This window comes from Marinobacter sp. SS5-14b (genome assembly GCF_030541005.1).
Taxonomy (GTDB): domain Bacteria; phylum Pseudomonadota; class Gammaproteobacteria; order Pseudomonadales; family Oleiphilaceae; genus Marinobacter.
Genome location: NZ_JASSVM010000006.1, coordinates 102,816 through 116,024, shown reverse-complemented (window position 1 = coordinate 116,024; position 13,209 = coordinate 102,816). Strand labels below are relative to the sequence as shown.

At 60.6% G+C, this 13,209-nt stretch carries 11 protein-coding genes; 2 read left to right on the top strand and 9 right to left on the bottom strand.

The annotated features are described in order from the left end of the window. Positions 1–31: 31 nt before the first annotated feature. Positions 32–1,081: a substrate-binding domain-containing protein gene (locus QPL95_RS14070; protein ID WP_303291625.1), complete on the bottom strand. Its 1,050-nt coding sequence runs from the start codon at positions 1,079–1,081 to the stop codon at positions 32–34. A 204-nt stretch (positions 1,082–1,285) separates the two neighbouring features. On the opposite strand from QPL95_RS14070, the gene QPL95_RS14065 reads away from it, so the two are divergent. Continuing rightward, complete coding sequence (locus tag QPL95_RS14065; protein ID WP_303291624.1) at positions 1,286–1,690, top strand: acyl-CoA thioesterase; 405 nt, start codon at positions 1,286–1,288, stop codon at positions 1,688–1,690. A 10-nt stretch (positions 1,691–1,700) separates the two neighbouring features. Here the strand turns inward: QPL95_RS14065 and QPL95_RS14060 are convergent, their stop codons facing one another. From QPL95_RS14060 to QPL95_RS14040, 5 genes are all read right to left on the bottom strand, one after another. Continuing rightward, positions 1,701–2,693, bottom strand: a complete 993-nt coding sequence (locus tag QPL95_RS14060) for a dihydroorotate dehydrogenase-like protein (protein WP_303291623.1) — start codon at positions 2,691–2,693, stop codon at positions 1,701–1,703. Then, positions 2,686–6,279: a pyruvate:ferredoxin (flavodoxin) oxidoreductase gene (gene nifJ / locus QPL95_RS14055; RefSeq protein ID WP_303291622.1), complete on the bottom strand. Its 3,594-nt coding sequence runs from the start codon at positions 6,277–6,279 to the stop codon at positions 2,686–2,688. The genes QPL95_RS14060 and nifJ overlap by 8 nt, the downstream gene beginning before the upstream one ends. A gap of 88 nt (positions 6,280–6,367) precedes the next feature. Continuing rightward, positions 6,368–7,468, bottom strand: coding sequence for a DUF3524 domain-containing protein (locus QPL95_RS14050; RefSeq protein ID WP_303291621.1), 1,101 nt, complete (start codon positions 7,466–7,468; stop codon positions 6,368–6,370). A 51-nt stretch (positions 7,469–7,519) separates the two neighbouring features. Further along, positions 7,520–8,695: an MFS transporter gene (locus tag QPL95_RS14045; protein ID WP_303291620.1), complete on the bottom strand. Its 1,176-nt coding sequence runs from the start codon at positions 8,693–8,695 to the stop codon at positions 7,520–7,522. Between the two features lie 42 nt (positions 8,696–8,737). Then, a complete protein-coding gene (locus QPL95_RS14040) occupies positions 8,738–9,409 on the bottom strand; it encodes an SDR family oxidoreductase (protein ID WP_303291619.1) in 672 nt (223 codons plus the stop codon). Between the two features lie 134 nt (positions 9,410–9,543). Here QPL95_RS14040 and QPL95_RS14035 point away from each other — a divergent pair, with 134 nt between their 5' ends. Beyond that, positions 9,544–10,170, top strand: a complete 627-nt coding sequence (locus QPL95_RS14035) for a hypothetical protein (protein WP_303291618.1) — start codon at positions 9,544–9,546, stop codon at positions 10,168–10,170. Between the two features lie 6 nt (positions 10,171–10,176). Here the strand turns inward: QPL95_RS14035 and arsJ are convergent, their stop codons facing one another. From arsJ to QPL95_RS14020, 3 genes are read right to left on the bottom strand one after another with little or no spacing between them, the layout of a single operon-like run. Next, a complete protein-coding gene (arsJ, locus tag QPL95_RS14030; RefSeq protein WP_303291617.1) occupies positions 10,177–11,370 on the bottom strand; it encodes an organoarsenical effux MFS transporter ArsJ in 1,194 nt (397 codons plus the stop codon). A 1-nt stretch (position 11,371) separates the two neighbouring features. Next, complete coding sequence (locus QPL95_RS14025; RefSeq protein WP_303291616.1) at positions 11,372–12,376, bottom strand: ArsJ-associated glyceraldehyde-3-phosphate dehydrogenase; 1,005 nt, start codon at positions 12,374–12,376, stop codon at positions 11,372–11,374. Between the two features lie 42 nt (positions 12,377–12,418). After that, positions 12,419–13,183: a metalloregulator ArsR/SmtB family transcription factor gene (locus QPL95_RS14020; RefSeq protein WP_303291615.1), complete on the bottom strand. Its 765-nt coding sequence runs from the start codon at positions 13,181–13,183 to the stop codon at positions 12,419–12,421. Positions 13,184–13,209 lie beyond the last annotated feature (26 nt).

Genomic DNA, 13,209 nt, shown 5'->3' with positions numbered 1-13,209 from the left:
TTTGTCGTCGTCCCTGACTACCCGGAGCTGCTTACAGCTCGTTGCCGGTCATCGGCTTCAGGTTGCGCACGTTCTTGGCCACTTCCATGCGAGTGTTGCGCGGATTCGGAATCAGGCCTACGTCGACCAGGTAACCGTTGTCGCCCCAGGCGCCTTCAGTAGTGAATTCCTCGGCATATTCCTTGATGCCCGGAACCACGCCTACGTGGGCGTTCTTGATGTAGAAGAACAGGGAGCGGGCAACCGGGTAATCTTCATCAGCGATAGTTTCCGGAGTCGGCTCAACGCCACCGATGGTCGCGGCCTGGATCTGGCTGCTGTTTTCCATCAGGAAGCTGTAACCGAAGATACCCAGGGTGTCCTTGTCCTGCGCCAGGCGCTGAACGATCAGGTTGTCGTTTTCGCCAGCCTCAACAAACGGGCCGTCTTCACGCATGCTGTGGCAAACGCTCTTCATTTCTTTCTTCGGCATGGCCTTGATGAAATCGAAGGTCTTGCAGCCACCTTCCATTGCGATTTCAACGAAAGCATCACGGGTACCGGAAGTCGGAGGCGGGCCCATCACGCTGATTTCCAGGTTCGGCAGGCTGGAGTCGATCTCGCTCCACTTCTGGTAAGGGTTAGCGACCAGCTTGTCGCCGCCCTTGGGATCCGGAACTTCCTTGGCCAGGGCCAGGAACACCTGCTTCAGGCTCAGGTCCAGCTTGCCAGCATCTTTGGAGTTGGCGATAACGATACCGTCAGCACCGATTTTCACTTCGGTGATTTCCTTCACGCCATTGCTCTGGCACAGCTCGAACTCGCTCTTCTTCATGCGACGGGAAGCGTTAGTGATGTCCGGGTGCTGGGTACCGATACCGGCACAGAACAGTTTCAGACCACCGCCGGAACCGGTAGATTCCAGTTTCGGAGTCGGGAAGTTGGTGTTACGGCCAAAACGCTCGGCAACCACGGTGGCGAACGGGTAAACAGTGGAAGAACCGACGACATTGACGGTATCACGGGCCATGGCCGGGGCGGACACGGCGGCAATGCTGCCCGCCAGGGCAACAGAAGCGATTGCAGTTTTCAATTTCATCACGTTATGTCTCCAGTATCGGTGGACGTTATGTTGGTATCTGCTTTACCGATGAGTGCATCCTAAGGAGCGTCTATGACAACTTTGTTACAGCTTCTGAAATATTTGGCAGTTTTCCATACAGCATTGTTCAAATTTTCTTGCAGACCGCCGCCAGCCCGTTACCATGCGAGGAAAACAATCCATAAGTAGCAACAGGCGACATCCATGACGGCGTACGATGATGACAAGCCCAAACCCCGCGGAGATCTTGCCCTGCAAGTTATCCCCCTGCCCTCCGATACCAACGCCAATGGCGATGTGTTTGCCGGCTGGCTGGTAAAACAGATGGATATTGCCGCCGCCACCGTGGCGGGGCGCATCTCCCGTGGCCGCAACGCGACCGTCGCCATGGACCGGATGGAGTTCCTGTCGCCGTTGCGTGTGGGCTCACAGGTGGGCTGTTACTGCGAGCTGGTGGATATTGGTCGCAGCTCTATGAAGATCAATGTTGAAGTGTGGACCCTCGACCGCGCTGCCAAAAACCCCCGCAAGGTGACAGAGGGGTTATTTGTGTACGTGGCGATCGATGAACATGGCCGTATTCGGGAAGTGCCTGAGCAATCGCTCTGACCAGGCTGGCTCAGCGCCAGCCTTGCAGTAAACGTGCGTAGTTCAGCCGTTCCCAGGTGCCGGCATCCGGGACATTCTCCAATGACAGAGCGCCGCGGGCTTCGGCCAGAGAAGCATATCCGATGCCTGTCAGCCTGTGCGTCATTTCACCGGTTATTCTCGCCATCGCTGCTGGCCCCTCGGCCAGGACTGCCGAAACCACCTGCACCACTGTGGCGCCTGACAGGATGGCCTTGGTGGCATCATCACCGGTGTGAACACCCCCGGAGGCGGCCATTTCCAGGCGGGTGCGATTGAACAGCATGGCCATCGCATGCAACCGCAGCGGCAGTTCCGCGCTGGTGGACAGCACAATCTCGCGGCTCAGCGCCAGCTCATCCAGATCCATGTCCGGCTGATAGAACCGGTTGAACAGCACCAATCCCCGGGCACCCGTGGCCTCCACACCCGCAACAAACGAGGGTAACGCAGAATAGAAGGGCGACAGCTTGACGCTGACGGGAATGCTGACCTGCTGCACCACCGAACGCACGACTTTCAGCTGGCGTTGCTCCAGGGTAATGGCTGTTTCAGACGGCTCCGTGGCCAGGTCGTACAGGTTCAATTCAATCGCCGACGCACCGGCCTCTTCCAGCTCCCGGGCGTGCTGGACCCAGCCTCCGGGCGAGATACCGTTGAGCGAGGCAATCACCGGCACATCCAGCGAGCCTTGCAGCTGCGCCAGGCGCTTGAGATAACTGCTGGAGCCCATTTCAAAGACTTCGGATTCCGGAAAAAACGAGCGCGCCTCGGCGTCCGTGTTGATGCGGGAATCAATAAAGCGATGCGCCGCCATCTGTTCCGCCACCAACTGCTCCTCAAACAGCGAGTGCATCACCACCGCCCCGGCCCCTGCATCCACGCAGGCTTTGAGTGCGTCCAGATCATCGGTGAGCGGGCTGGCACCCACCACCAGGGGCGAATGCAAGTCGAGCCCGAGCCAGCGAGTCGTCAGATCAGTCATGAAGGTCTGCTCCCTTGTCCTTTTGTTCTGGCGGCTCGTGGGGCTCAAAGTGAATGCCGGCCAGTTGCATGTACAGCTCGCGCTGCTCCCTGGCGGCGTCACTGGCCGCAGCCGCCAGCTGTTCATAGCGCTGGGGATCTCTCAGTTCCAGCATGCGGAAGCGGGCCTCCTCCTGCATGTAGGTTTTCATGGGCACTTTCTGGCGCACGGAATCCAGCTGCAGGGGCGGCAGCCCCTCGTCGATCCGACGCGGATCAAACCGGTACAAGGGCCAGGCCCAGCTGTCCACCGCCCGCTTCTGTTGCGCCGGGGAATGCACCAGATCGTAGCCGTGGGCAATGCAGGGGCTGTGGGCGATAATCAGCGCCGGGCCGTCAAAGCTTTCTGCCTCCTGCAGAGCCTTGGTTGTGTGGTTGCTGTGGGATTGCATGGCGATCTGAGCCACGTAAATATGGCCGTAACTCATGGCCAGCAGGCCCAGGTCTTTCTTGCGGGTTTCCTTGCCGGCGGCGGAAAACTTGGCAATCGCGCCCATGGGTGTGGCTTTGGATTGCTGGCCGCCGGTGTTGGAATACACCTCGGTATCCAGCACCAGCAGCTTGAGGTTCTGCCCCGAAGCCAGGGCATGATCCAGGCCGCCATAGCCGATGTCGTAAGCCCAGCCGTCGCCACCGATCACCCACACGCTCTTCGGGCACAGCTCATCCGCCAGACCGTTCAATTCCTGCGCCTCCGGGCCCTGCTGAGCCACCAGCCACTCACGCAGCCGGGAGACGGCCTCACGTCGCGCTGCGATGGCGGTCTCGTCGAGGCTGGCACAGGGGCCGGTCAAGTCACGGTACAAAGCCGAAGGCAGGTTGCCTTTCATATCCTCAAGCAACTGCCGGGCCCGGCCCACCAGCTTGTTCAAACCCATGCGCATACCCAGGCCCAGTTCCGCAGCGTCTTCAAACAGCGAGTTGTTCCAGGTTGGTCCTCGGCCATCGGCGTTCACCGTATAGGGTGTGGTGGGCAGGTTGCCGCCGTAAATGGAGGAACATCCGGTGGCGTTGGCAATCAGCAGCCGGTCGCCCAGCAACTGGGTCAGCAAACGAATGTAGGGCGTCTCGCCACAGCCGGCGCAGGCACCGGAATATTCGAACAGGGGGATCAGCAGTGGCAACGACTTGAAGTCCCGGGGAATACGATCCCGGGGCACGTCCGGCAGGCTGCGCAAAAACGCCAGGTTGCTTGCCTCGGCCTCCCGGTGCGCCTCCATCGGCCTCATGTTGATCGCCTTGCGCTTGGGCTGGGTGCGGTCCTTGGCCGGGCAGACTTCCACGCACAAGCCGCAACCGGTGCAATCCTCGGGGGCCACCTGTATCCGGTAATCCAGGCCCTCCAGTTCCGGAGTGTGGGTTTCCGGCACTGCTTCGAACGTCTCTGGCGCACCTTTGGCGACCTCCGGCTCGAACACCTTGCTGGTGATCGCCGTGTGGGGGCAGATCATTGCGCAGAAATTGCACTGCACACAGAGGTCCGACTCCCAGATCGGGATTTCCTGGGCAATGCTGCGCTTTTCGTACTGGCTGGTGCCGGTCGGCCAGGTGCCGTCGACCGGAAAGGCACTGACCGGCAGCTTGTCGCCCTGGCCGTCCATCAACAGACGGGTGACTTTCTGGACAAAGTCCGGCGCATTTTCCGGCACTCTCGGTGGCCGGCTGCGGGTCGCGGTCACCTCACCCGGCACAGGCACTTCGTGCAGATTCGCCAGCGCCGAATCCACCGCCTCAACGTTGCGACGCACCACCTCCGGCCCCCTTCGGCCCCAGGTCCGGCGAATGGACTCCTTGATATGAGCGATGGCTTCATCCCGGGGCAGAATGTCGGCAAGAGCAAAGAAGCACACCTGCATGACGGTATTGATCCGTCGTTCCAGGCCGGCTTTTTCCGCCACTTCGGCAGCATCAATCACAAACAGATGCACCTTGCGCTCGACCAGTACCCGCTGGGCTTCCACCGACAACCGATCCCAGACCTGCTCCGGCGCCCAGGGCACGTTGAGCAGCACCGTGGCGCCCGGCGCCGCATGCTCCAGCACATCAAACCGATCCAGAAACTGCGGGGCATGCACCGCCACAAACTGGGCCTGGCGGATCTGATAGCTGGAGCGGATCGGCAGCGGGCCGAAGCGCAGGTGCGAAACGGTGGTGGCGCCGGATTTCTTAGAGTCGTAGACAAAATGGCCCTGGGCAAACAGATCGGTGCCCTCGCCCAGGATTTTGATACTGGCCTTGTTACTGCTGACGGTTCCGTCCGCGCCGAGGCCAAAGAACAGCGCCCGGCGGGTTTTCGGTGACTCAATGTCCAGGTCGCTGTCCACGCCCAGCGACAGATTGGTCACATCGTCGCGAACCCCCACGGTAAAGCGAGTTTTGGGAGAAGCCTCTTTCAGCTGATCAAAGACCGCACAGACCATGGCCGGGGTAAATTCCCGGGACGACAAGCCGTAACGCCCGCCGATCACCCGGGGCAGAACCTCCCGATCGCCCCGGCTGTAGGCGTCCATCAGCGCGCCGCTGATCTCCAGCAACAGCGGTTCACCCTGGGCACCCGGCTCCTTGGTCCGGTCCAGTACCGCCAGGTGTTTTACGGTATCGGGCAGCGCTTGCAGGAAACGGTCCGTGGCGAAGGGTCGGAACAGGCGCACCTTGAGCACGCCCACCTTTTCGCCTTGCTCCATCAGCCAGTCCACGGTTTCATGGGCACACTCGGCCCCGGAGCCCATCAAGATCACCACCCGTTCAGCCTCCGGGTGGCCCACGTAATCAAACAACCGGTACTGGCGGCCGGTGATCCCGGCAAATCGCCCCATCACCGCTTCCAGATGTTCCGGAAACGCCTGATAGAAAGGGTTGGCGGCTTCCCGGGACTGGAAGAAGGCATCGGGATTCTGGGAGGTTCCGCGCAATACCGGGCGGTCCGGGGTCATCCGGCGATTGCGATGGGCAGCTATGCCCTCATGGGGCACCAGCGCGGTCAGCTCCTCATCGCTGAGGGCGACAATCTTGGCAATTTCATGGGAGGTGCGAAAGCCGTCGAAAAAGTGCATCACTGGCACCCGGCTTTCCAGGGTCACCGCGTGGCCGATGGCAGCCAGGTCCTGGGCCTCCTGCACCGAACCCGAGGCCAGTAGCGCAAAACCGGTGCCCCGGGCGCTCATCACATCGGAGTGGTCACAGAAAATCGACAAGGCATGGGTGGCCAGGCTGCGGGCGGCCACGTGCATGCAAAACGGCGTGAGCTCACCGGCAATCTTGTACAGATTGGGCAGCATCAGCAGCAGCCCCTGGGAAGCGGTAAACGTGGTGACCAGCGAGCCCGCCTGCAGCGCGCCGTGCATAGCACCGGCCGCGCCGGCTTCGGACTGCATTTCCACCACCCCGGGCACCTGGCCCCAGAGATTGGGCTTGCCCAGTGCGGACCAATCATCTGCATGCTCGCCCATCACCGAAGCCGGAGTGATAGGGTAAATGGCGATGGTTTCGCTCAATCGATAGGCCACCGAGGCCACGGCTTCATTGCCATCCAGGGTTTTGAACGCCATCACCACCACTCCTTGTCAGGACCGTCAGACTGCTTTGAGTCTAGGCGGGGCTCATGACTGCCGCAAGCGGTAGCGTTCGCTCGTGGTTTTAGTGACCTCTCTTCCTGCAGATGAGCTCGTCAAACACACTCCGGTACTGTCCAACTAAAGCAGAGGCTCTCCAGAGTTCAGGCTGACATTGCAATGGCGGGCTTTGGGTCATCCGTTCCAGACAACTCACCGCGGCTTCAGCTTCTGCATCGGAATCTTGTTCATGGCTCTGATAACGATAGCAGTCGGGCACGTACTCGCGGTAGGCCAGCCTGTCAGGCGCCAAAGGCAGGCACCCGGATGCCATGGCTTCCAGCATGGACAGGCCCTGAAAGTCATGGAGTGCGGTCGAAAGTACGATGTCAGCCCTACTCAGCAACCCGTCATAGTCCGCCCTGTTGTCCAGAAATCCCCAGCGTTCGATGCGGCCCGCGCATTGTGAGTGGATCCGGTCAAACACCTTCGGATAGTTGCGAAAGCCTTCTCCGACCACGCTCAGCCGGTAGGGTCGCTGACGGCTCTCCAGAGTTTCCAGAAATTTCAGCAACCGGTCGGGGCCCTTGTCGTATTCCCAGCGGTGATTCCAGAGCAGGTGGGGGCAATCCAGATTTATAGCGCGACCGGATTCTGCAAACAGGTGGTCCTCGATGGGTACCGGTATGACGTCCGATTTGTCGCGCAGGCTCTCAATCAGCCCTTTTGGCACGGCGTCTGGCATTTTATCCAGAAAGCGGCCAGCACCCTCCAGAAAGCTGTCCCGATTCCAGGCGCTGTTGAATACCACGGCGTCGGCTGCCAGCGCGCTATACAGGTTGACCATCTGCGGCTCAACCCGGCCCTGCTGTTGATCGCTCACCGGGAACGCAAACTGGTTTTCGTGCATGTAGAGCAGGCAGGGAACCTCTGCCAATGATGGATTTAGGCCCCGAAGGGTGGCCAGATCTACCATGGAGGTGGCAATAACAAGATCCCAGGGTTGCTGCAGGCAGGGTTCGTCAAACCAGCTCACCGGGTTACCTCGAATGCGCCACTGGAAAAACCGGGGGGCCAGCGTAAGCGTTTGCCAGTGATACTCCGGAACCATGGACTCCAGCTGTTGACGCCAGCGCCGGTGGCTGGCCGCATCGTAGGCAGACAGTAGAAGAACGCGAGGGGTCATGGTGGTCCGTCACTGGGGCAAAGACAGGAAAAGCAGAACCGGGCCATTGTATCAGACGACCGCATTACCGCGCTTCAGGGACCACAAGCCGAACACTGGCCCCGGTAATAGCAGCAACGCCACCCAGACTCCCCATGCACTCCAGAGCCCGCTGGTCAGCCAGATAGCGGGCAGAGTCAGGCCAAAGCCGACCGCGTTCATGACCGCCAGAGACGAACCCACGGTTTCTTTCGGAGCCGTGGCCGCAGCCAACGCCGAGAACTGGGGTGAATCCGCCACCACGGCAATGCCCCAAACCAGCAACAAAGCGATCAATAATTCCGGGGGCAGACTGTTCAACCACGGGTACACAAGACATAGAGCTCCAGATACCATCAGTGCCCGCCGAGCGACCCACTCGCTGCCCAAAGTCCGACTGATCCGGCCGCCGCCAATACACCCAGCCGCACCCATACCGATCACCGCAAACGACAGCCAGGGTATCAAAGCCTCACCCTGCCCCAGCCGTTGCAGTTCTCGCCCGATCAACAGCGGCACCAGGGTCCAGAAGGCATACAGCTCCCACATGTGGCCAAAATAACCGCCGGCCACGGCCCGGAACCGGGGGATGCGCAAAGCCGCCAGTCCCTGACTGAGCGGGAGCCGGCCGCTGGCCTTAGGTAGGTGCGGCCCGTCACCAAGAAGAGCAACCAACAGGCCGCCCAGCAGCGCCAGGCATGAAGAGACAAGCAGTGGCCACTCCCACGGCATACCCAGCGTCGCGCCCCGCATCAGATGGGGCAGCGCGGTGCCCAACGTCAGCATGCCCACCAGCCAGGCCAGGGCCGCGCCGGCGTGTTTGGGCGTCCAGGCAATCACCAGTTTCATACCCAGAGGATAGATGCCGGCCAGGCACAGGCCCGTGGCGAACCGCAGCAGGCTGTCCAGCGGAAATACTCCGGCCACCGTCACGAAAGCCGCATTCGCAAGGGCACCCAGCAGGCTCGATACCAGGAAGATACGGCTGGCGCCGAAACGGTCTGCCAACCCGGTCACCGCCAGGGCAAGCGTACCCGCAATAAAGCCGGCCTGAACTGAGAGCGTCAACCGGCCCAGATCCGATTCCGCCAGCCCCAGCTCGGCGGACAGGGATAACCAGGCTCCGTTGATGCTGAACCAGAGTGAGGTGCCGAACAGTTGTGCCAGCACAATGACTGGCAAGGGGTAACGCCGAAGTAACCCGATCATTTTGTTGTCTTTGTTACAAGTGATTGGCTGGAGCCTGGCGAATTACCAGGGCAGTTCCTCGCCATTGCTGTGCCAGAATGAACCGGTATTCTCCAGGTTCAGGTTGGCGATGCGCTCGGCCAGGCCCCGGGCGGACTCTTCCGGGGTGATCAAGCCACCGAAGTTCACCATGCGGGTCTGCACGTAGCCGGGATGAAGCTGTGCCACGGCAATGCCCTTGGGCTTGAGATCCACCGCCAGTGATTTGCCAAACGCGTTAATCGCTGCCTTGGAGGCACGGTAGCCATAGCGACCACCGGAGTCGTTATCGGCAATGGAACCCATGCGGCTGGTGATGTTGGCAATCTTGCTGCCCTGCCCCATAAAAGGCACGAGGGCTTCCGCCACGCGCAGCGGAGCGTAGGCGTTGATTTCCATCTGGGTACGGATGGAGTCAAAGTCAATGCTACCGAGCTGCTCATCCTGCAGCAGGCCGGCGTTGTTGATCAGCAGGCTGATACGCTTGCCCGCCAGCCCGGCTGTGAGCTTCCCGATGCCTTCACTTGTAGTGACATCCACGCCGTCAATGACCTGTGCAGCGACTTCCGCCAGCTCATCGGAGGACTGCCGGCACACGCCAATCACTTCCTGCCTCTCACGGGCATAAAAGCGTGCAAGCTCGAGACCAATACCGCGATTGGCACCGGTGATCACCACAACTCTGGACTCAGACATAACAAACTCCTCTGTACTGATCAGGCTTATCTTCAAGGGGTCCTTACCGACTCTTGGCAAGGTCACCCGGATCTGTAATGGTTACACCATAACGTTCAATCTGGCCAGAACGCGACAACAGAGAACCCAAACCCATGACCTTCAGGAAACTATCCGCACTGGCATTAGGCCTCACCCTGGCCTCCAAACCGGTGGCAGCCGATGTCGGCCTCACGCCTTTTGCGGGGTTCCGCATGGGTGGCTCTGTGGATATTGAATCTGCTGGCGCCAACACGAAGGATCAGATCCGGTTTGACGACACCGCCAGCCACGGGCTGGTTCTGAACTTCGATCTGCCGGAGGCCGGCAAGCAGGGTGAGTTGTATTTCGGCCGACAGGAGACCACTGCCAAGCTCGATAACGGCCTGTTTGCCCCGGGCACACAGGCCATCGACGTGACAATTTACCAGCTGCAGTTCGGCGGTCTCTATTTTCCCGGGGGCACTACCTACGGTGGCTTTGTTTCCGGCGTGCTGGGCGTCACCCGCCTGGAACCCGACAACTCAGCGTTCGATACTCACCACCGCGCCGCCCTGTCGCTGGGCGGTGGCTATCAGTTCTTCATCACGGAGCAGTTGCGTTTGAGACTGGATTTGCGCGGCCTCTACACCGCCCTCGACTCCGGTGGCTCGGTGTTCTGCTCCGGTGGCTGCGAACTCAAATATCGCAGCAGTGGCTACCTTCAGGTGGAAGCGGGCGCCGGACTGGTATTGCGATTCTGAAGCGAATCAGGCCAGAGCCGGACGTCGTTCCGGAAGCATGACCGACAAAGCCGCCGCCGTGGCCACCAGTGCCGCCGAAATCCACAAACACGCTTCCAGGCCCCAGACCTGATACACCCAGCCGGAAAGCACCGTACCCAGTAACCTGCCCGCCGCATTGGACATGTAATAGAACCCCACATCCAGCGACACGCCATCACCCCGGGCATAGCTGACAATCAGGTAGCTGTGCAGGGAGGAGTTGATGGCAAACAGCACCCCGAACAGCAGCAAACCGCCGATCACCACCGCCTGTGCCGACCAGCCGGCCATCAGGGCCCCGGCAATGGCCGCCGGAACCACCGCCAGCAAGGCCGCCCAGAACACCGCACCGGATTTACCGTTGGAGTGTCCGGTGATTTTGGGTGCAATGGTCTGGATAAAGCCATAGCCGATAATCCAGCTGGCCATAAAACCGCCCACCTTCCAGTGGTCCCAGCCGAACACCGTGGCCATGTAGACCGGCAGGGCCACCACGAACCACACATCCCGGGCACCGAACAGGAACATCCGGGCGGCCGACAGCACGTTAATGGCCCGGCTCTTGGACAGGATCTCGCTGAACTTCGGCTTGGCCTTACTCTTGCCCAGATCCTGCCCCAGCAGGAACAGGCTGGCCAGCCACACCAGCCCCAGCGCCACTGCCATGAGGATCACCGCGCCGGTAAAGCCGGCTGCCATCAGCAGTACGCCGCCCAGAAAGAAGCCCACCCCTTTCAGGGTGTTTTTGGAGCCGGTGAGGATCGCCACCCACTTGTACAGGGTGCCCTGCTGTTCGTCCGGCACCAGCAACTTGATGCCGCTCTTGGCGGACATCTTGTTCAGGTCCTTGGCAATGCCGGACAGAGCCTGTGCGGCCATTACCCAGGGCACCGTGAGCATCGCCGCCGGTACCGCCAGCATGGCCAGCGCCACAATCTGCAGAAACAGCCCGATATTCATGGTGCGATTCAGGCCCATGCGGGCGCCGAGATAGCCGCCCACCAGGTTGGTCACCACCCCGAAGAACTCGTAAAAGATGAACAACAGGGCGATTTCCAGCGGCGAGTAGCCCAGCTGGTGGAAGTGCAGCACCACCAGCATCCGCAGGGCGCCATCGGTCAGGGTGAAGGCCCAGTAGTTACCGGTGATCACCAGGTACTGGCGGATGGCCGCACTCATATCAGGCCAGCCCTACCTTGCGGGCCAGTTCCGCGGTGCGGTTGGCGTAGCCCCATTCGTTGTCGTACCAGGCATAGATTTTCACATGGGTTCCGTTTACCACTAGGGTGGACAGGGCATCGACAATGGAAGAACGGGGGTCGGTTTTGTAGTCGATGGATACGAGTGGGCGCTCTTCGTAGCCCAGGATGTCCTTCAACTCGCCTTCGGCGGCCTCTTTCAACAGCTGGTTGACCGTATCCCGGTCGGTCGGCGTCTCCACTTCAAACACACAGTCGGTCAGCGACGCGTTGATCAGCGGGATCCGCACCGCGTGGCCATCCAGTCTGCCTTTCAGTTCCGGGAAAATCTCGATAATCGCGGTAGCGGAACCGGTGCTGGTGGGAATCAGCGAACTGCCACAGGCCCGGGCCCTGCGCAGGTCCTTGTGGGGCGCATCGATGATGGTCTGGGTGTTGGTCAGGCTGTGGATGGTGGTCAGGGAACCGTGTTTGATGCCCAGTTTCTCGTGGATGACCTTCACTACCGGCGCCAGGCAGTTGGTGGTGCAGGAGGCTGCCGTGATGATTCGGTCATTGGCCGGGTCGAAGATGTGTTCGTTCACGCCCAGCACGATGTTCTTCGCGCCCGGCTCTTTCACCGGGGCGGTCACCACCACCCGCTTCACACCCTGATCCAGGTAGCCCTGCAGCACGGCAACTTTCTTGTTCACGCCACTGGCCTCGATGACCAGGTCGCAACCAGACCAGTCAGTATCGGCAATGGCTTTGTTGTGGGTCACGCGGATGCGCTGGCCGTCAATCACCATCTCATCGCCATCGGCGGTGGCTTCGTGGTTCCAGCGGCCATGCACGCTGTCAAAGTTCAGCAGGTGCGCCAGCGTGTTGGTGTCAGCCCCCGGGTCGTTGATGGCCACAAATTCCAGCTCCGGCCAACCCCAGGCGGCCCGCAGAGCCAAACGGCCAATACGACCAAATCCGTTAATACCTACCTTGATCTTGCTCATGGTGTTCTCCTTGCGAGTTTCGCAATCCGTTTAAATTCGTGATCAGGGGCACTGCACCGCCGGGCGGTCTGCCATGGCCTGCAATCTGACCAGGGGCTGCCCGATCAGTGCCGTATTGTTCCGGGCGGTTTCCTCCAGAACCCGCACCACCCAGCCTGGCAGATGCGGATGAAGGTAATAATAGACCCATTGGCCCCGGCGCTCTGTTTCCAGCAGGCCGGCATCCCGAAGTGTGGCCAGATGGCGGCTGACTTTTGGCTGAGAGACTTCAAACGCCTCCGTCAGCTCGCACACGCACAGCTTGCCTTGATCCTTGATCAGCAGCAGGGCCGCCAGGCGCAGGTCGTCGGCCATGGCCTTGAACACAGTCACCGGGTTGTAGTCCGCCGGTTTCAGGCTAGTCTCTTTCTGATGAACCAGGGTGAACAGGCCGATACGCTCCCTGATCTCTTTCAGCGTCAAGGCAAAGGTGGCGTGCCGGTTGGCCTCGGCCGGGTCCGGAAAGTCCCAGGCAATCTGCTGGGCACCAGAAGATACCCGCGCGCATTCCCGGGCGGCCTTTTCACACAGGGTAATCACGTAATCCCAGTACTGGCCCTGCAACTCAGACAGCGACTTGCTGTAAAGCCCGTCAACCGGAACGCCGGCTTCCTGCAGCACCTGCAACGCGAGCGGGTGCGGTTCACCAGGTTCAGTACCCGCACTGGCTACCTCGAACCGGTCTCCAGCCATGTGCCGGAGCAAGGCTTCTGCCATTAGTGACCGGGCACTGTTGGCGGTGCAGACAAACAGGACTCTTCTTTTCATGCGGAATTCCGTATATTCGAATTGCC

What these genes read in the sequence shown, in the direction of transcription:
- QPL95_RS14065 (WP_303291624.1), top strand. Translation starts at nt 1,286, where the DNA reads ATGACGGCGTACGATGATGACAAGCCCAAACCCCGCGGAGATCTTGCC.
- QPL95_RS14060 (WP_303291623.1), bottom strand. Translation starts at nt 2,693, where the DNA reads ATGACTGATCTGACGACTCGCTGGCTCGGGCTCGACTTGCATTCGCCC.
- nifJ (WP_303291622.1), bottom strand. Translation starts at nt 6,279, where the DNA reads ATGGCGTTCAAAACCCTGGATGGCAATGAAGCCGTGGCCTCGGTGGCC.
- QPL95_RS14050 (WP_303291621.1), bottom strand. Translation starts at nt 7,468, where the DNA reads ATGACCCCTCGCGTTCTTCTACTGTCTGCCTACGATGCGGCCAGCCAC.
- QPL95_RS14045 (WP_303291620.1), bottom strand. Translation starts at nt 8,695, where the DNA reads ATGATCGGGTTACTTCGGCGTTACCCCTTGCCAGTCATTGTGCTGGCA.
- QPL95_RS14040 (WP_303291619.1), bottom strand. Translation starts at nt 9,409, where the DNA reads ATGTCTGAGTCCAGAGTTGTGGTGATCACCGGTGCCAATCGCGGTATT.
- QPL95_RS14035 (WP_303291618.1), top strand. Translation starts at nt 9,544, where the DNA reads ATGACCTTCAGGAAACTATCCGCACTGGCATTAGGCCTCACCCTGGCC.
- arsJ (WP_303291617.1), bottom strand. Translation starts at nt 11,370, where the DNA reads ATGAGTGCGGCCATCCGCCAGTACCTGGTGATCACCGGTAACTACTGG.
- QPL95_RS14025 (WP_303291616.1), bottom strand. Translation starts at nt 12,376, where the DNA reads ATGAGCAAGATCAAGGTAGGTATTAACGGATTTGGTCGTATTGGCCGT.
- QPL95_RS14020 (WP_303291615.1), bottom strand. Translation starts at nt 13,183, where the DNA reads ATGAAAAGAAGAGTCCTGTTTGTCTGCACCGCCAACAGTGCCCGGTCA.